General features: G+C 69.6%; 17 protein-coding genes and 1 tRNA gene. 3 read left to right on the top strand and 15 right to left on the bottom strand.

What is annotated here, in order from left to right; all coding sequences use genetic code 11:
- Positions 1-57: 57 nt before the first annotated feature.
- The 9 genes from rpoB to ACH4LD_RS24740 form a co-directional block, all read right to left on the bottom strand.
- Complete coding sequence (rpoB, locus tag ACH4LD_RS24780) at positions 58-3,543, bottom strand: DNA-directed RNA polymerase subunit beta (protein ID WP_132786963.1); 3,486 nt, start codon at positions 3,541-3,543, stop codon at positions 58-60.
- Positions 3,544-4,105: 562 nt separating this feature from the next.
- Positions 4,106-4,495: a 50S ribosomal protein L7/L12 gene (gene rplL / locus ACH4LD_RS24775; protein ID WP_014674355.1), complete on the bottom strand. Its 390-nt coding sequence runs from the start codon at positions 4,493-4,495 to the stop codon at positions 4,106-4,108.
- Between the two features lie 111 nt (positions 4,496-4,606).
- Positions 4,607-5,137 carry a 50S ribosomal protein L10 gene (rplJ, locus tag ACH4LD_RS24770; protein WP_014674354.1) on the bottom strand — a complete coding sequence of 177 codons (531 nt, stop codon included), beginning with the start codon at positions 5,135-5,137 and terminating at the stop codon, positions 4,607-4,609.
- A 398-nt stretch (positions 5,138-5,535) separates the two neighbouring features.
- Positions 5,536-6,456 (bottom strand): hypothetical protein, encoded by a 921-nt coding sequence (locus ACH4LD_RS24765; protein ID WP_398056505.1) that lies wholly within the window; start codon positions 6,454-6,456, stop codon positions 5,536-5,538.
- 166 nt (positions 6,457-6,622) lie between these two features.
- Positions 6,623-7,348 (bottom strand): 50S ribosomal protein L1, encoded by a 726-nt coding sequence (gene rplA / locus ACH4LD_RS24760; RefSeq protein WP_103812786.1) that lies wholly within the window; start codon positions 7,346-7,348, stop codon positions 6,623-6,625.
- A 100-nt stretch (positions 7,349-7,448) separates the two neighbouring features.
- A complete protein-coding gene (gene rplK, locus ACH4LD_RS24755) occupies positions 7,449-7,883 on the bottom strand; it encodes a 50S ribosomal protein L11 (protein WP_014674351.1) in 435 nt (144 codons plus the stop codon).
- Positions 7,884-8,052: 169 nt separating this feature from the next.
- Positions 8,053-8,913 carry a transcription termination/antitermination protein NusG gene (gene nusG / locus ACH4LD_RS24750; protein ID WP_132786967.1) on the bottom strand — a complete coding sequence of 287 codons (861 nt, stop codon included), beginning with the start codon at positions 8,911-8,913 and terminating at the stop codon, positions 8,053-8,055.
- 80 nt (positions 8,914-8,993) lie between these two features.
- Complete coding sequence (gene secE / locus ACH4LD_RS24745) at positions 8,994-9,281, bottom strand: preprotein translocase subunit SecE (protein WP_014674349.1); 288 nt, start codon at positions 9,279-9,281, stop codon at positions 8,994-8,996.
- A gap of 106 nt (positions 9,282-9,387) precedes the next feature.
- A tRNA-Trp gene (locus ACH4LD_RS24740) sits at positions 9,388-9,460 on the bottom strand.
- Between the two features lie 260 nt (positions 9,461-9,720).
- Here ACH4LD_RS24740 and ACH4LD_RS24735 point away from each other — a divergent pair.
- Together ACH4LD_RS24735 and ACH4LD_RS24730 are read left to right on the top strand one after the other, a co-directional pair.
- A complete protein-coding gene (locus ACH4LD_RS24735) occupies positions 9,721-10,947 on the top strand; it encodes a pyridoxal phosphate-dependent aminotransferase (protein ID WP_132786969.1) in 1,227 nt (408 codons plus the stop codon).
- A 124-nt stretch (positions 10,948-11,071) separates the two neighbouring features.
- Positions 11,072-12,112, top strand: coding sequence for an adenosine deaminase (locus tag ACH4LD_RS24730; RefSeq protein WP_398056506.1), 1,041 nt, complete (start codon positions 11,072-11,074; stop codon positions 12,110-12,112).
- Here ACH4LD_RS24730 and ACH4LD_RS24725 read toward each other — a convergent pair.
- Entirely contained in the window at positions 12,057-12,764 is a 708-nt protein-coding gene (locus ACH4LD_RS24725) for a hypothetical protein (RefSeq protein ID WP_398056507.1), read from the bottom strand. The two genes, ACH4LD_RS24730 and ACH4LD_RS24725, sit on opposite strands and share 56 nt — an antisense overlap.
- A gap of 32 nt (positions 12,765-12,796) precedes the next feature.
- Positions 12,797-13,420, bottom strand: coding sequence for a TetR/AcrR family transcriptional regulator (locus ACH4LD_RS24720; protein ID WP_398056508.1), 624 nt, complete (start codon positions 13,418-13,420; stop codon positions 12,797-12,799).
- A 115-nt stretch (positions 13,421-13,535) separates the two neighbouring features.
- Here ACH4LD_RS24720 and ACH4LD_RS24715 point away from each other — a divergent pair, with 115 nt between their 5' ends.
- On the top strand, positions 13,536-14,168 hold the full coding sequence (locus ACH4LD_RS24715; RefSeq protein WP_398056509.1) for an NAD(P)-dependent oxidoreductase: 633 nt from the start codon (positions 13,536-13,538) through the stop codon (positions 14,166-14,168).
- A gap of 34 nt (positions 14,169-14,202) precedes the next feature.
- Here ACH4LD_RS24715 and ACH4LD_RS24710 read toward each other — a convergent pair whose 3' ends face one another.
- From ACH4LD_RS24710 to ACH4LD_RS24695, 4 genes are all read right to left on the bottom strand, one after another.
- Positions 14,203-15,261 carry a UDP-N-acetylmuramate dehydrogenase gene (locus ACH4LD_RS24710; protein WP_398056510.1) on the bottom strand — a complete coding sequence of 353 codons (1,059 nt, stop codon included), beginning with the start codon at positions 15,259-15,261 and terminating at the stop codon, positions 14,203-14,205.
- A gap of 200 nt (positions 15,262-15,461) precedes the next feature.
- A complete protein-coding gene (locus ACH4LD_RS24705; protein WP_398056511.1) occupies positions 15,462-15,842 on the bottom strand; it encodes a DUF3291 domain-containing protein in 381 nt (126 codons plus the stop codon).
- Between the two features lie 28 nt (positions 15,843-15,870).
- Positions 15,871-17,322 (bottom strand): MFS transporter, encoded by a 1,452-nt coding sequence (locus ACH4LD_RS24700; RefSeq protein ID WP_398056512.1) that lies wholly within the window; start codon positions 17,320-17,322, stop codon positions 15,871-15,873.
- An 86-nt stretch (positions 17,323-17,408) separates the two neighbouring features.
- Positions 17,409-17,978, bottom strand: a complete 570-nt coding sequence (locus ACH4LD_RS24695) for a TetR/AcrR family transcriptional regulator (RefSeq protein WP_398056513.1) — start codon at positions 17,976-17,978, stop codon at positions 17,409-17,411.
- Between the last annotated feature and the right edge of the window lie 27 nt (positions 17,979-18,005).

Below are 18,005 nucleotides of genomic sequence, written 5' to 3'. Positions count from 1 at the left end.
AACGGGGGCCTGGGGGTCGGCGGGGCCCTTGTGGGTCAGGGCCCCGCCGGACTCCCGTCAGACCTCTTCGACGCTGCTCGGCTCGCGCCGGGACAGGTCGATACCGAGCTCCTCCGCAGCGCGGAAGACGTCCTCGTCGGTGTCGCGCATCTCGATGGACATACCGTCGCTGGACAGCACCTCCACGTTCAGGCAGAGCGACTGCATCTCCTTGATGAGCACCTTGAAGGACTCGGGGATGCCGGGCTCGGGGATGTTCTCGCCCTTGACGATGGCCTCGTAGACCTTCACGCGGCCGGTGACGTCGTCGGACTTGATGGTCAGCAGCTCCTGGAGGGCGTACGCGGCGCCGTAGGCCTCAAGGGCCCACACCTCCATCTCACCGAACCGCTGGCCACCGAACTGGGCCTTACCACCCAGCGGCTGCTGGGTGATCATCGAGTACGGACCGGTCGAGCGGGCGTGCAGCTTGTCGTCGACCAGGTGGTGCAGCTTCAGGATGTACATGTAGCCGACCGAGATCGGGTCCGGGAACGGCTCACCGCTACGGCCGTCGAACAGCCGCGCCTTACCGGTCGGGAGCACCATGCGCTCGCCGTCCCGGTTCGGGATGGTGTGCTGCAGCAGACCCGCCAGTTCGTCCTCGCGGGCACCGTCGAAGACCGGGGTCGCGACGTTGGTGCCGGGGGCGACCTGGTCGGCGCCGATGGCCTGCAGGCGCTGGGCCCACTCCTCCGCGAGGCCGGAGACGTCCCAGCCGCGGCTGGCGAGCCAGCCGAGGTGGATCTCCAGGACCTGTCCCGGGTTCATTCGGGACGGCACACCCAGCGGGTTGAGGATGATGTCGACCGGGGTGCCGTCCTCCAGGAACGGCATGTCCTCGATCGGCAGGATCTTGGAGATGACACCCTTGTTGCCGTGCCGGCCGGCGAGCTTGTCACCGTCGGTGATCTTGCGCTTCTGCGCGACGTAGACGCGCACCAGCTGGTTCACACCGGGGGGAAGCTCGTCGCCCTCCTCGCGGTCGAAGACGCGCACACCGATGACCTTGCCGGTCTCGCCGTGCGGCACCTTCAGCGAGGTGTCACGGACCTCACGGGCCTTCTCACCGAAGATCGCGCGCAGCAGGCGCTCCTCCGGCGTCAGCTCGGTCTCACCCTTCGGGGTGACCTTGCCGACGAGGATGTCACCCGCGATGACCTCGGCGCCGATGCGGATGATGCCGCGCTCGTCCAGGTCGGCGAGGACCTCCTCGGAGACGTTCGGGATGTCCCGGGTGATCTCCTCGGGGCCGAGCTTGGTGTCACGGGCGTCGACCTCGTGCTCCTCGATGTGGATCGAGGAGAGGACGTCGTCCTGCACGAGGCGCTGCGACAGGATGATCGCGTCCTCGTAGTTGTGACCCTCCCACGGCATGAACGCGACCAGCAGGTTCTTGCCGAGCGCCATCTCGCCGTTCTGGGTGGCCGGGCCGTCGGCGAGGACCTGGCCCTCGACGACACGGTCGCCCTCGTTGACGATGACCTTCTGGTTGACCGAGGTGCCCTGGTTGGAGCGGGCGAACTTGGCCAGGCGGTACGTGATGTACGTGCCGTCGTCGTTGGCGGTGGTGATGTAGTCCGCGGAGACCTCCTGGACCACACCGGCCTTCTCGGCCTTGACGACGTCGCCGGCGTCGACGGCGGAGCGGTACTCCATGCCGGTGCCGACGAGCGGGGCCTCCGACTTAATCAGCGGAACGGCCTGGCGCATCATGTTCGCGCCCATGAGGGCACGGTTGGCGTCGTCGTGCTCAAGGAAGGGGATCATGGCGGTCGCGACCGACACCATCTGGCGCGGCGAGACGTCCATGTAGTCCACGTCCTCGGGGCCGACGTAGTCGACCTCGCCGCCACGACGGCGGACGAGCACGCGGCTCTCCTCGAAACGGAGGTCGTCCGTCAGCGGCGCGTTGGCCTGCGCGATGACGAAGCGGTCCTCCTCGTCGGCGGTCAGGTAGTCGACCTCGTCGGTGACCTGGCCGTCGATGACCTTGCGGTACGGGGTCTCGACGAAGCCGAACGCGTTGACCCGGCCGTAGGAGGCGAGCGAGCCGATCAGACCGATGTTCGGGCCTTCCGGCGTCTCGATCGGGCACATACGGCCGTAGTGCGACGGGTGCACGTCACGGACCTCGAAGCCGGCCCGCTCACGGGAGAGACCACCCGGGCCAAGAGCCGACAGACGGCGCTTGTGGGTGAGACCCGACAGCGGGTTGTTCTGGTCCATGAACTGGGACAGCTGGCTGGTGCCGAAGAACTCCTTGATGGAGGCGACGACCGGCCGGATGTTGATCAGGGTCTGGGGCGTGATCGCCTCGACGTCCTGGGTCGTCATCCGCTCGCGGACGACACGCTCCATACGCGCCAGACCCGTGCGGACCTGGTTCTGGATGAGCTCGCCGACGCTGCGCAGACGACGGTTGCCGAAGTGGTCGATGTCGTCGGTCTCGACGACGACCGTCTCTCCGTTGTCACCGGTGGTCTCGGTCTCGCCGGCGTGCAGCTTCACCAGGTACTTGATCGTCGCGATGATGTCCTCGACGGTCAGGATGCCCGCGTCCAGCGGGGTGTCCGTACCCAGCTTCTTGTTGACCTTGTAACGGCCGACCTTGGCGAGGTCGTAGCGCTTGGGGTTGAAGTAGAGGTTCTCCAGCAGCGTCTGCGCGGCCTCACGCGTGGGGGGCTCGCCCGGGCGCAGCTTGCGGTAGATGTCGAGCAGCGCGTCGTCCTGGCCCTGGGTGTGGTCCTTCTCCAGGGTGGCGCGCATCGACTCGTAGTCGCCGAACTCCTCAAGGATCTGCTCGGTCGTCCAGCCGAGCGCCTTCAGCAGCACGGTGACCGACTGCTTGCGCTTGCGGTCGATGCGGACACCGACCATGTCGCGCTTGTCGATCTCCATCTCCAGCCAGGCACCCCGGGACGGGATGATCTTGGCGGAGAAGATGTCCTTGTCGGACGTCTTGTCGATGCTGGAGTCGAAGTAGACACCGGGGGAACGGACCAGCTGCGACACCACGACACGCTCGGTGCCGTTGATGACGAAAGTGCCCTTGTTCGTCATGAGCGGGAAGTCGCCCATGAAGACGGTCTGGGACTTGATCTCGCCGGTCTCGTTGTTGGTGAACTCGGCGGTGACGAAGAGCGGGGCGGCGTACGTGAAGTCGCGCTCCTTGCACTCGTCGATCGAGTTCTTGGGCGGCTCGAAGCGGTGGTCCCGGAACGTCAGGGACATCGACCCGGAGAAGTCCTCGATCGGGGAGATCTCCTCGAAGATCTCCTCCAGACCGGACTTGGTGGGGACGTCCTGACCGTTCTCAAGGGCCTCCTCGACCCGAGTCTGCCAGGCGGTGTTGCCGAGCAGCCAGTCAAAGCTCTCGGTCTGCAGCGCGAGCAGGTTCGGAACCTCGAGGGGCTCCTTGATCTTTGCAAAGGAGATGCGCAGCGGGGCGGTGCTGGCGCCGTTGTTCGTATTCGCGGTCGAGGCAGTGCGCGAGGCGGCCAAGAGGGGGTCCTTCCGAGGGCTCGGACTCACTACGCGCGTACCGGTCCCTCTCCCGTACACAGGGACGGAAACCCCAGGTCAGGGGGGCTTCGGTCGACTGTGCTCAAGTGAGGGCAGACCCCTGGTGACGGGCAGGGGACAGCTAACAGGCAGCGCAAAGGGTCAGTGTAGCCACTTGGCACACTGATGTCCAGTGCGGGTTTTCGAAGACCCTCGTTGTCCTCAACGCCCTCTTCAACGCCCTCTTCAACGCCCTCGGCATGCCTGCCCTCAACGCACGTTGATACTGCCCTCTTCGTCGTCGATCCATGCCTCGGATTCGGATCCTTGTGACGACGCGTCCTGAGAATTGCGCGCTGCGTGCGGTTCGTCAAGGGTTCCTTGCCGGAACCGGAGCTTCGGGAGACACGACGAAGATCACCTTACCCCTCACGAACAGAGGTGCAAGGCAGCCCAGGCCGGACCCCGGGGAACGCCGAAGGGCGACCACCCGGATGGATGATCGCCCTTCGGTGCGTTCGCGTTACAGCCCTAGGGGGCCGTTTCTGCGGTCGCGAAGGTCTTACTTGACCTCGACGGACGCGCCGGCGCCCTTGAGGGCCTCGGCGGCCTTGTCGGCCTGCTCCTTGTTGACCTTCTCAAGGACCGGCTTCGGGGTGCCGTCGACGAGGTCCTTGGCCTCCTTCAGACCCAGGGAGGTCAGCTCACGCACGACCTTGATGACCTGGATCTTCTTGTCGCCGGCGCCGGTGAGGATGACGTCGAACTCGTCCTTCTCCTCCTCGGCAGCGGCCTCGGCGCCACCGGCGGCACCGCCGGCAACGACGACCGGGGCAGCGGCGGCAGCGGTGACGTCGAACTTGTCCTCGAAGGCCTTCACGAACTCGGAGAGCTCGATGAGGGTCATCTCCTCGAACTGGGCAAGCAGCTCGTCCTGGGTGAGCTTCGCCATGATGGCGGTCCTTCCACTCAAATCGGCAGGTGCCGGATGTACTGGATAAGGCGGGCGTACGTCGGCCCGCTGCGACCCGCGCCGTTGGTGCGGGTCAGAAAGCGAGCCGAATTACTCGGCACCGCCCTGCTCGGCCTGCTTGGCGCGCAGCGCGTCCACGGTGCGGACGAGCTTCGACGGCAGCGCCTGGAAGACGGAGGCAGCCTGGGACTGCTTCGCCTTGAAGGCACCGGCCAGCTTGCTGAGCAGAACCTCGCGGGACTCAAGGTCCGCAAGCTTCTTGATCTCGTCGGCGGAGAGGGCCTTGCCCTCAAGGACACCGCCCTTGATGACGAGATTGGGGTTGTCCTTGGCGAAGTCACGCAGACCCTTCGCCGACTCCACCGGGTCACCGGTGACGAAGGCGACGGCCGTCGGGCCAGCGAAGAGCTGGTCCTCCAGCGTGATCCCGGCCTCCTTGGCCGCAATCTTGGTCAGCGTGTTCTTCACCACGGCGTACTGGGCGTTCTCACCGAGCGACCGGCGCAGCGTCTTGAGCTGCGCCACGGTGAGACCGCGGTACTCGGTCAGCACGGCGGCGTTGGAGCTGCGGAACTTGTCCGTCAGCTCCGCAACCGCGGCAGCCTTGTCGGGCCTCGCCATAGAGCCTCGGCCTCCTTCCGGGTGATTCGGACCGCGCGGACCCGAAGGAGGACTGGGGAAAACGAAACGCCCCGGCGCAGGCGCACGGGGCGGACTCGACCGGCCGTACACGCGCTCGGCGCGCACACTCCGGGAGTTCTTCCACTGTCACCTGCGCGGGTCGCCCACTTTTCAGCGGATCCTTCGGCCACCGCACCCTCGTTCGAGCGCGCGGCAACGACCAGCGGTCTTTGGCTTCTGGAAGAGAGTACGGGACGGGGGGCCCGTCGAGCAAATCGGCCGTTTACGACCGCTCCGGCCGGGGCACAACAGGCTCCGCAGGCCGGGCGGGCAAGTGGTGGCGGCAGGCCCTCCGAGGGACGCTGAGCGCGCCTGGGAGGGCTCTGAGGGCCGCCGGGTCAGGACGTGGCGCCGGTGCCGCCCGTCAGCGTGCCGCCGGACTTCAGCATGTCCGCGAAGTCCTTGGTGTCGCCGGCCGGGGGCGCCTCGGCGGTCACCTTCACGCCGTAGTCGGTGTAGTAGGACGTGTTGGTCATGGCGCCGTTGGCCGTGTCGGCCTTCTCGGTCTTCTTGACCAGCAGGTCCTGGTCGTTGATCCAGATGTCGACGGTGTCGGTGGTCACACCGGCCTGGCTGAGCTGCTTCTTCAGGGCCGACAGCTGCTCGGCGCTGAGGTTGCTGGTCCTGCCCGCGAGGTCGGCGACGTTCAGCGTGCCCGAGTAGTGGGTGGTGTGGACGCCGGAGACCGTCTCCTCGCCGACCTTCTTGACGTCGCCGGAGGCCAGCAGCATCTTCACGGACTGGTTCGGCGTGGCGTTCTGGATCTGGTCCTTCATGTACGAACCGGAGGCGCCGCCGAGCTTGGCGAGGTCTTCGTAGGAGTACTTGATCCAGTGCTTGCCGCCGCCCGCCTGCTGGGCGTAGGTGTCGCTCATGTGCGCGTAGTAGGCGTCCGGCAGGTACCGGGCCTCCATGGACTGTGTGCCGGCCTTCTTCATCAGCTCGGCCATCTGGCCGCCGGTGTAGGTGATGGTCAGATTGCCCTTGAGGCCGTCGCCCCAGGTGAGCGCACCGTTCGCGGTCATCGACATCAGGTCGCCGATGGACGTGGTGGAGCGCACCTTGGCGGAGTCGGCCTTGTCGGTGGACTTCTCGGCGGAGCGCAGGGCGGCGATGGGGCTGACGTGCGTCGCGGTCTTGCCGGCCGCCTTGTCACCGCCGTCCTTGCCGGAGTCGGAGGAGCCGCACGCGGCCACTCCGGTCAGCGCGGCCACCACCGCTGTGCAAAGGGCCGCCCGGCGCACGGTCGTGCTCATCATCTACTCCCACCCCTAATGCGTGTCCTGTGCCTGCACGGTATGCCAGGCCACTGACAGTCGTGCGAGAAGTCGCACAAAGAAAGGACGGGCCCGGAACCTCCAAGGTTCCAGGGCCCGCCCTTTTCTTTACGCGTACCTGACGCGGCTACCGGGCTGAGCTGTGGGCTCAGACGGCGGCCGGGTCCTCCTCGACGAGGAGGTTGCGGGTGCGGTTCGGGTCGACCGGGATGCCGGGGCCCATGGTGGTGCTGACCGCGGCCTTCTTGATGTAGCGACCCTTGGCGGCGGACGGCTTCAGACGGAGGATCTCCTCCAGCGCGGCGCCGTAGTTCTCCACCAGCTTGGCGTCGTCGAAGGACGCCTTGCCGATGATGAAGTGCAGGTTCGAGTGCTTGTCGACGCGGAACTCGATCTTGCCGCCCTTGATGTCGGTGACGGCCTTGGCGACGTCGGGGGTGACGGTGCCGGTCTTCGGGTTCGGCATCAGACCACGCGGGCCGAGGACGCGGCCGAGGCGGCCGACCTTGCCCATGAGGTCCGGGGTGGCGACGACGGCGTCGAAGTCCAGACGGCCCTTCGCCACCTCGTCGATCAGTTCGTCGGAGCCGACGATGTCGGCGCCGGCGGCCTCCGCGGCCGCAGCACGGTCACCGGTCGCGAAGACCAGGACCCGGGCGGTCTTGCCGGTGCCGTGCGGAAGGTTCACGGTGCCACGCACCATCTGGTCGGCCTTGCGCGGGTCGACACCCAGACGGAAGGCGACCTCGACGGTGGCGTCGAACTTGGTCGTGGAGGTCTCCTTGGCCAGACGGACGGCTTCGAGCGGGGCGTACAGCTTCTCCCGGTCGACCTTGGCGTCCGCAGCGCGGAGAGCCTTGCTGCGCTTGCTCACAACTTGCTCCTGTGTGTTCTGAAGGAGTCGTGGTCCCTGGGCCGAGCAGGCCCTGCCACGTGCGACCGGCCACGGCCGCATGACTGCTGGGGGGTTGGGGTCAGCCCTCGACCGTGACGCCCATGGAACGCGCGGTACCGGCGATGATCTTCGCGGCGGCGTCCAGGTCGTTCGCGTTCAGGTCGGCCATCTTGGTCTGGGCGATCTCGCGGACCTGCGCCTCGGTGATCTTGGCGACCTTGGTCTTGTGCGGCTCGCCGGAGCCCTTCTCGATGCCCGCGGCCTTGAGGATCATCTTCGCGGCCGGCGGCGTCTTGGTGATGAAGGTGAAGGAGCGGTCCTCGTAGACCGTGATCTCCACCGGGATGACCCAACCGCGCTGCGACTCGGTCGCGGCGTTGTAGGCCTTGCAGAACTCCATGATGTTGACGCCGTGCTGACCCAGCGCCGGGCCGACCGGCGGGGCCGGGTTGGCGGCGCCGGCCTGGATCTGGAGCTTGATGAGCCCCGTGACCTTCTTCTTCTTGGGAGGCATAGCTCTCCGGGTCCTTTCGGTTCGGGTCCTGCCCGCCTCCGGGGACCACCCGGATGCAGGCATACCGCACAACGATAACGGGTATAGATGCGCGGCCAAAAACCGTGCAGGTCAGGAGGGCTGAACCAGCCCGCCTGACCTGCACGGAAGCGGTACGTCCAGAAAAGAACTAGTTCTTCTGGATCTGGTCGAAGGAGAGCTCGACCGGCGTCTCGCGGCCGAAGATCTCCACCAGGCCCTTGACCTTCTTCGAGTCGGGGTTGATCTCGTTGATGGTCGCCTGCAGCGTGGCGAACGGGCCGTCGGTGACGGTGACCGAGTCGCCGACCTCGAAGTCCAGCACCTGGACCTCGACCTTGCGCTGCGGGGCGGGCTTGCCCTCGGCCTCGGCGGCCTCGCGGGCGGCCTTCTCCTCGGCCTCCGGGGCGAGCATCTTGACGATCTCGTCCAGGGTCAGCGGGTACGGGTCGTAGGCGTTGCCGACGAAGCCGGTGACGCCCGGGGTGTTGCGGACGACGCCCCAGGACTCGTTGGTCAGGTCCATGCGGACCAGCACGTAACCCGGCAGCTTGTTCTGCTTGATCGTCTTGCGGTCGCCGTTCTTGATCTGGACGACCTCTTCCTGCGGCACCTCGGCCTGGAAGATGTAGTCCTCGACGTTCAGCGAGACGGCGCGCTGCTCCAGGTTGGTCTTCACGCGGTTCTCGTAACCGGCGTAGGTGTGGATGACGTACCACTCGCCGGGCAGGGTGCGCAGTTCCTCGCGCAGGGCCTCGACCGGGTCCACCGGGGCGGCGGGCTCTTCCTCGGCGGCCTCCGCGACGGCGGCCTCCTCGTCGGCCTCGGCCTCTTCGTCCTCGTCCTCGGCGTGCAGGGCGGCCTCCTCGGCCGGCTCACCCGCCTCGGCCTCGGCAGCCTCGAACTCGTCCTGCTCGTCCGCGCCCTCGACGATGTCGAGCTCGTCGTCCACCGTCTCGGCAGCCAGCCCTCGGGGCTCGGTGGCGTCGTCGTTCAGGTTCGGGTCAGACACGATGGCTGCTTCTTCCTGGATACATAGGGGTGGAACATGCGAAAACGGGCGCCGGTACCACGGCGCCCTTCGCTCTTGGCTCAGCCGAAGACGTACTTGGCCGCGTGGTTGAGCCCATAGTCAATCACGGTCACCAGGGCGATCATGATGGCGACGAAGAAGATCACCACGGTGGTGTACGAGGTGAGCTGGTTGCGCGAGGGCCAGACGACCTTGCGGAGCTCCGCGATGATCTGCCGGTAGAAGGTGGCCAGTCGCTTGAGCGGGCCCTTCTTTGCGCGCTTGCCGCCCTTGCGAGCCCTCTTCTTGGACTCGGACACCTCGTCCTGGGCGTCAGGCGTGTCGATGGAGCCCACGGCGTCCGTCATAGTCCTCACCTGATCCCGGGTCGTGGCCGTGCCGCGCCCGGTTTCTGAGCCGCACGGCGGTGCATTGCAGTACGTACATGCGCACACATCCTGGCGGTGTGTGTAGCAGGGCCGGAGGGACTTGAACCCCCAACCGCCGGTTTTGGAGACCGGTGCTCTACCAATTGAGCTACGACCCTTTGTGTGTCCCCCAACGTACCGCATCCGGCCGGGTGCCCGGTGTGCACCGGCTCGGCGGCGGCTGCTGAAGGCCAACGAGGTGAGAGTGTACGTGTTCCGGGGCCCGGCGTCGAACAGAAAGCGCCCGTCCGGGGCCACGTGACCGAAGATCGGCCAGGCCGGGGCCCGGATTCGGACCCGTGTTCACGCCTCGACCCTTCCTGTTCAGTCTGTGAAACCCGTGTGCCGGGCTCATTTCCGGTCTGGAACGATGGGCCGCATGAGCGCTGCAACCCCTCCCACCGAGCGCCGGGTCTCCGCCCGAGTCGGCGCGATCTCCGAGTCCGCCACCCTCGCCGTGGACGCCAAGGCCAAGGCCCTGAAGGCCGCCGGGCGTCCGGTGATCGGCTTCGGCGCCGGTGAGCCCGACTTCCCGACCCCGGACTACATCGTCGAGGCGGCCGTCGAGGCCTGCAAGAACCCCAAGTACCACCGCTACACCCCGGCCGGCGGCCTCCCCGAGCTGAAGGCCGCCATCGCGGCGAAGACGCTGCGCGACTCCGGCTGGGAGCCCGACGTCTCGCAGATCCTGGTCACCAACGGTGGCAAGCAGGCCATCTACGAGGCGTTCGCCGCGATCCTCGACCCGGGCGACGAGGTCATCGTCCCCGCGCCGTACTGGACGACCTACCCCGAGTCGATCCGCCTGGCCGGCGGTGTCCCGGTCGAGGTCGTCGCCGACGAGACCACGGGCTACCGCGTCACGGTGGAGCAGCTGGAGGCGGCGCGCACGGAGAAGACGAAGGTCGTGCTCTTCGTCTCCCCGTCCAACCCGACCGGCGCGGTGTACTCCGAGGCCGAGACCGAGGCGATCGGCCGCTGGGCCGTCGAGCACGGCCTGTGGGTGCTCACCGACGAGATCTACGAGCACCTGGTCTACGGCGAGGCCGCCGCCGTGTCCCTGCCGGGGCTCTTCCCCGAGCTGCGCGACAAGTGCATCGTGGTCAACGGTGTGGCGAAGACGTACGCCATGACCGGCTGGCGCGTGGGCTGGGTCATCGGCCCGAAGGACGTGGTCAAGGCCGCGACGAACCTCCAGTCGCACGCCACCTCGAACGTCTCCAACGTCGCCCAGGTGGCCGCGCTGGCCGCCGTCTCCGGTGACCTCGACGCCGTGGCGAGGATGCGCGAGGCCTTCGACCGGCGCCGCAAGACCATCGTGCGGATGCTCAACGAGATCGACGGCGTGGTCTGCCCGGAGCCGGAGGGCGCCTTCTACGCCTACCCGTCGGTCAAGGCCCTGCTCGGCAAGGAGATCCGCGGCAAGCGCCCGCAGGACACCGTGGAGCTGGCCGCGCTGATCCTGGAGGAGGCCGAGGTCGCGGTCGTCCCGGGCGAGGCCTTCGGCACGCCGGGCTACCTGCGGCTGTCGTACGCGCTCGGTGACGAGGACCTCGTCGAGGGCGTGAGCCGCATCCAGAAGCTGCTGGCGGAGGCCAGGGACTGAGTCGTCCGTTCCTGAGCAGGGGCACCTCCGGATTCCCGGAGGTGCCCCTGTTCGTTTGTGCGAGCAAGACCACGTGAGGGGAAACGGCTACCGGGACGGCGGGGACATACGGCAGGATCTGGGAATGGAGCGTGTACGTGATCTCTCTGAGCTGCCGAAAGCCCATCTGCACCTGCACTTCACCGGCTCGATGCGACCGGGCACCGTCCTGGAACTGGCCGACAAGTACGGCGTCCGGCTGCCCGACGCGCTGACGGAGGCGCTGACCAGCGGGGAACCGCCGAAGCTGCGGGCCACGGACGAGCGGGGCTGGTTCCGTTTCCAGCGGCTGTACGACGCCGCGCGCTCCTGCCTGCGCGAGCCGGAGGACATCCAGCGCCTGGTCCGGGAGGCCGCCGAGGAGGATCTGCGGGACGGCTCGGGCTGGCTGGAGATCCAGGTGGACCCGACGTCGTACGCGCCCCGGCTGGGCGGTCTGATCCCGGCCCTGGAGATCATCCTGGACGCGGTGGACACGACCTCGCGGGAGACCGGGCTCGGCATGCGGGTGCTGGTGGCCGCGAACCGGATGAAGCACCCGCTGGACGCGCGCACACTGGCCCGGCTGGCGGTGCGCTACGCGGACCGGGGCGTGGTCGGCTTCGGGCTCTCCAACGACGAGCGACGGGGCATGGCACGGGACTTCGACCGGGCGTTCCACATCGCGCGGGAGGGCGGTCTGCTGTCGGCCCCGCACGGCGGGGAGCTGACCGGCCCGGCGTCGGTCCGGGACTGCCTGGACGACCTGGACGCCACGCGGATCGGGCACGGGGTGCGGGCGGCGGAGGACCCCCGGCTGCTGAAGCGGCTGGCCGACCGGGGCGTGACCTGCGAGGTGTGTCCGGCGTCGAACGTGGCGCTCGGCGTGTACGAGAAGCCGGAGGACGTGCCGTTGCGCACGCTCTTCGAGGCGGGCGTCCCGATGGCGCTGGGCGCCGACGACCCGCTGCTGTTCGGCTCGCGGCTGGCCGCCCAGTACGAGATCGCCCGCCACTCCCACGGCTTCACGGACGCCGAACTCGCGGAGCTGGCCCGGCAGTCGGTGCGCGGTTCGGCCGCCCCGGAGGAGGTCAAGACGCGGCTGCTGGCCGGCGTGGACGACTGGCTGGTGCGCCCGGCGGCCTGAAGTGGGCGTACGGCGGATGGGGCTTGAAGCAGACCATCACCTCGACGGGGTGCCCGCCGCCGGGCGGATCGGCCAGGGGCAAAAACGACCCCAGGTACGCCATGCGCCCTTCGCCGACCCGGTTCTGGTACGGTCCCCGGCCCGCCGCGTCCGCGAAACAGGTGGCCGTCTCGGCGAACGCCTCCCGGTGGCCGAAGAGGAAGAAGGTACGCGCGTGCGTGGCGTGCCGCAGGTCGCCCCGGGAGCCGGCCCGACCCCGGCGCCCGCTCCGGGCGGCGGCGTCCCGCGCGGTGCGGGCCTCGTCGGTGCGGGCGGTCAGGGGGGTGCCCTGGCGCAGTCGGCGGCGCAGGTCGGGCCACTGGCTGGGGCGCAGGCCGAGGCGTTCGTGGACGAGGACGAGGTCGACCAGCTCGCCGACGCCCTCGTCGGGCGGGACGCCGTCGCGCAGCGGCACGTGGACGATCGTGTGCGGGGAGCGGGCGGCGAAGGAGAACAGGCCGGCGAGCCGGTTCAGCCCGTCGTGGTCGCCGAGCAGCATGCCGACGGGGTCGGGGGCGCGCAGCGAGGTGTGGCGCAGGGTGTGCCGGGGCTGGACGATCCGGTACTCGTGCGGTCCGGTACGGGGCCGGAACTCGCGCAGCCTCAGCCGCATGGGGGATGCCTCATGTGCGGTGCCTCATGGCGTCAGGGTCGCGGGTCGCCCGGTGTGTCCGCAACGGAGATTCCGCCCACCAAGGTCCTCGCCAGCCGGGCGGCGAACTCCTCGACGGGCGGGCGTTCGCCGGTCTCGGTGGCGTCGTAGGCGAACGCGCGCTGGGCGCAGGCGCCGAGGAGGAGTGAGGCGGCGGCGTAGGTGTCGGCGTCGGCGCGGACCCGGCCGGCGGCCTGTTCGGCGCGGAGGTAGGCGTCGAGGCCCTCGATGGGCAGGTGCGGGCCGGAGCCGATGGCGCGCAGCGCCTCGTCGTGTCGGCGCTTGAGCTGGGTCTCCGCGTACAGGGAGGCGGCGATCGGGAAGCTCTGCTCGTAGAAGAGGGCGGCCTGGCGGGCGATCTCGGTGAGGTTCCAGGTGAGCGTGCCCCGGCCCGGTTCGGCGGCGAGGCCGCTGAGCAGCGGGGTGAGGCGGGGCAGGCGCTCGGTGAGGACCCGTACGAACAGCTCTTCCTTGCTGTCGAAGTACTTGTAGAGGGCCGCTTCGGAGCAGCCGGCCGCGCGGGCGATCTCCTTGGTGGTGGCGCGGGCGAGTCCGACCGTGAGCATCAGCTCGTGGGCCGCGTCGAGGATGCGGACACGCGCCGGCTTCGTCTCCATGGGGCTCCGATCGGGGCTTGACGGGCGGGTGAGTGTTTACCCACCCTAGAGGCGTCCACGTGGTGAGTGAATACTCACCCACCACGTCCGCGGGCGAGGGGAGTCGGACGTCACCATGAAGCTCACTGTCTTCGGCGCCACGGGAGGGATCGGCCGGGAGCTGGTCGGCCAGGCCCTGAGCGCCGGTCACGAGGTCACCGCGGTCGTACGGGACCCGGCCCGGCTCGCCGTCACCGGCGACCGCCTGGAGGTGGTCCGCAGCGGCCTGACCGGCCCTGAGGAGCTGCGGCCCGTCGTACGGGGCCGGGACGCCGTCCTGTCGGGTCTGGGCGCGCGCAGCCGCAAGGACGCCGGGGTGGCCACCCGGCTCACCCGTACGGTGCTGGGCGCCATGGAGGCGGAGGGTGTACGCCGGCTGCTGGTGGTGAGCGCCGCGCCGGTAGGCCCTGCCCCGGCGCACGACGGCCCCCTGGACCGGGCGGTGCGGCACCTGGTGTCGGCGATCCTCAAGGACGTCTACGCCGACCTGCGCGCGATGGAGGCCGAGCTGGCCCGCAGCGGCACGGACTGGACGTCCGTACGGCCGCCCCGGCTCCAGGACAAGCCGCTGACCGGCCGCTACCGCACCGTCGTCGGCGGCTTCCCGCCCCGGGGCCGCTTCATCGCGCGCGCGGACGTCGCGCACGCGATGCTGTCGATGATCGACGCGAAGGAGACCCTGAGGCAGGGCGTCGGGGTGGCTTACTGAGCGGCGCGCTCGCTCCCGAGGGCTCCCGGAACCGCTACCGGAGGCTGACGCCGACGGTCACCGGCTCGTTGACCAGGGTGATCCCGAACGCCTCGCGGACGCCGGCGACCACCTCGCGGGCCAGGGCGAGCAGGTCCTCCGTGGTGGCGCCGCCCCGGTTGGTGAGCGCGAGGGTGTGCTTGGTGGAGATGCGGGCGGGTCCGCTGCCGTAGCCCTTGGTGAAGCCCGCCTTGTCGATCAGCCAGGCCGCGGAGGTCTTCGTACGGCCCTCCCCCGCCGGGTAGGCGGGCGGCTCGGCGTCGTCGCCCAGCCGTTCGCGCACGCGCGCGTGGAACGCGGCGAACTGCTCGTCGGTGAGGATCGGGTTGGTGAAGAAGGAGCCGGCCGACCAGGTGTCGTGGTCCTCGGGGTCGAGGACCATGCCCTTGCCGGCGCGCAGCTTCAGCACGGTCTCCCGGGCGTCGGCCAGCGGCACCCGGTCCCCGGGCTCCACACCGAGGGCCCGGGCCGCCTCGGCGTACTTGACCGGCGCGGACAGCCCGCCGGCGTCCTCCAGTTCGAAGCGGACCCGGAGCACGACGTAGCGCTCGGGGTCGGCCTTGAAGCGGCTGTGGCGGTACGAGAAGGCGCACTCCTCGTTCGTCAGCGTGACGGTCTCGCCGGCCCGCCGGTCGTAGGCGATCACCTCGGTGATCGTCGAGGAGACCTCCTGGCCGTAGGCGCCCACGTTCTGGATCGGCGTGGCGCCCGCGGATCCGGGGATGCCGGCCAGGCACTCGATCCCGGCGAGGCCGGCCTCGACGGTGCGGGCGACGGCGTCGGTCCACACCTCGCCGGCCGCCAGCTCCAGGGTGGTGCCGCGCAGTTCGACCCCGCGCGTCGCGATGCGCAGCGCGGTGCCGTCGAAGCCCTTGTCGCCGATGACCAGGTTCGATCCGCCGCCGATGACCAGCAGCGGGGTACCGCTGTCGTCGGCCTCGCGGACGGCGTCGATCACCTCGGCGTCGGTGGCGGCGGTCACCAGCCGCGTCGCGGGACCACCCAGCCGGAAGGTGGTCAGCGGGGCAAGGGGGGCGTCGTGGAGTACCTGCACGGGCCCAAGACTACGAGACAGGCCCGCGGGGGCCGCGCCGGCGGGAGGGCTGGGAGTGCAGGACGCGCGCGTACCGGCCCCTCCCCCGCTTCGCCGCCGTGCGCACCCGCGTCCCGTGCCCGGAAAAGCACGTACGCGCGCGTGGACCTGCCTTGCGGGCCGTGGGTCCACGCGCGCGTACGGTGCCGTCCCGGCGGCGGCTACGTCAGTCGCCGTGTCGCTTCCTCCCAGCTCACCGGGAGTTCGTCGGTGGGTGTCCGCCAGGTGGCGAACCGGACGTCCCGCATCTGGGCCGCCAGGGCGCGGGACGCCGGCCGGTGGGCTCCAGAGCGGGCGAACTCCTTGAGCGCGGCCGCCGACTCCCAGGCGGACAGGGTCCAGAAGGTCCGCCGCAGGGGCTGGGCCCTGAGACCGGCCCCGTAGGCGCCGGGCGCGCGGCGGGCCTGACGCCGGACGGCCGGGGTGCGGACGAGGAAGCGGAGGGCGCCCCACAGGGTGCGGGTCTCGAAGCGCGGGGCGAAGACGTGCGCCTCGGCGCCGGCCGGTGGAGTGTTCGGCACGGTCCAGGGAAGCGTGGGCATCGCAGGCTCCTTGCGCGGGAGTGGCGGGTCAGCCGGCGGCGGTTTCGAGGACCGGTGCGGGGGCCTCCCCGGCCGCGAGTGCGGCGCTGCGGCGGGCGGGGATCACCAGTGCCGCGACCGCGGCGAGTGCGACCACCGCCGAGCCGGTGACCAGGGCCGGCCGCAGACCGTCCACGAAGCTCTGTGCGGACTCGTAACCGCCCTGCGCGGAGAAGATCGACGACATCACCGCGATGCCGAGCGCGCCGCCCACCTCGCGCAGCGCGTTGTTCGCTCCGGAGGCGATCCCCTGCTCCTGCGGGCGGACGCTGGCCATGACCAGGCTGGCGGCCGGCGCGAAGTACAGGGCCATGCCGACGCCGCTGATGATGAGGCCGGGCAGCTGGACGGCGTAGGAGGCGTCCGTGGTGACCACCCAGGCCATGTAGCCGAGACCGGCGGCCTGGAGGAACAGGCCCGCGGCGACGACCGGCCGGCCGCCGATCCGGTCGGACAGCAGCCCGGCGACGGGCGCGACGAGCATCGGCATGCCGGTCCACGGCAGCATCCTCAGCCCCGCCTCGGTGGGCGAGTAGCCGAGGACGCCCTGCATGTACTGGCTGAGCAGGAAGATCGAGCCGAACATGCCGACGAACATCAGCAGGCTGGCGGCGTTGATCCCGGAGAAGGCCCGGGAGCGGAACAGCCGCATGGGCAGCATCGGATGCGCCGCGCGGGAGCCGTAACCGACGAAGCCCGCCAGCAGCGCCCCGCCCGCGCCGAGCGCGGTCAGCACCACGGGGTCGGTCCAGCCGTCGGCGGGCCCGCGGACCAGGCCGTACACGATCCCGAAGAGCCCGCCGCTGGCGAGGAGCGTGCCGGGAACGTCGAGGCGGGCGCCGGTGCCGTGGGACTCGGTGAGGCGCAGCCGGGCGAGCGGCAGCGCGGCGAGGCCCAGCGGGACGTTCAGCCAGAAGATCCAGTGCCAGGAGACGTGCTCGGTGAGGCTGCCGCCGATCAGCGGTCCGGAGGCGACGGCGAGGCCGTTCACCGCGCCCCAGATGCCGTACACCGTGCCGCGCCTGGCCGCGGGCACGGCCGCCGTGAGCAGGGTCAGCGTGAGCGGCAGCATCACGGCCGCGCCGACGCCCTGGACCGCGCGGGCGGCGATCAGGGAGTCGATGCCGGGCGCCATGGCCGCGGCGGCGGAGGCGCCGGTGAAGACGGCGAGTCCGGCGATGAACATCCGCCGGCGTCCGAAGCGGTCGCCGAGCGCGGCGCCGAACATCAGCAGGACGGCGAAGGTGAGCGTGTACGCGCTCACGGTCCACTCCAGGTCGTCCAGCGCCCCGCCGAGGTCCTCGCGGATGGAGGGCAGGGCGGTGGTGACGACGAGGTTGTCCAGGGACGCCATGAATCCGGCGACGCTGGTGATGACGAGGGCCCATATCGCGCTCGCGCGCGACGGGGCGGTGACCGGTGGTGCTGTCTGCTGTGCCATCGCTCCCCCAGGGAACTTAGTTAGTTATTGCTGACTAACTTTCTTGGACATGCCTGTGCCCGCCCGGGCGACAGAGGCCAGGCCCCCTACACCTCCAGGCGGCCCGTGAGCCGGGCCGACGGGTAGAGCCCCTCCCACACCCGGTGCCCGGGCGGAAAACCCATGGCCACCAGGCAGTTGATGAGCATCCCGTGGGCGAGGAAGGAGGTCGTCTCGTCGACGTCCGCGCCGAGCGCCAGCCGTACGGTGTCCCACAGCCGCATCCAGCCGGCCCGCACGCCCTCACCGAACTCCCGGTCACCCTCCTGCTCCGCGGCGGCCACGGCGATGTACATCTGCATCTGCATCATCAGCCACTCGGGCCGCTCCGCGATGACCTTGGTGTACGCGTTCGCCATGGCGTGCAGGGCCTCCTCGCCCCGCAGCCCCTCCGAGGCCTCCTCGAAGGTCCGGATGGTGTCCTCCACGCAGCGTTCGGCCGCCGCCAGGAAGATCGCCTTCTTGCCCGGGAAGAGCCGGAAGAGGTACGGCTGCGAGACACCGACCCGCTTGGCGATGGCCTCCGTGGAGGTGCCGTGGTACCCGCCGCGCGCGAACTCGGCGGTCGCCGCGCGGATGACGCTCTCGCGTCGTTCCTCTGCGCTCATCCTTGGCATGCCAAGAAGTTAGTACTCAATCACTAA

It is taken from the genome of Streptomyces sp. NPDC017676 (assembly GCF_044329325.1).
GTDB lineage: Bacteria > Actinomycetota > Actinomycetes > Streptomycetales > Streptomycetaceae > Streptomyces.
The sequence above is the reverse complement of the archived record's forward strand: the minus strand, read 5'-3'. Positions and strand labels throughout refer to the sequence as shown.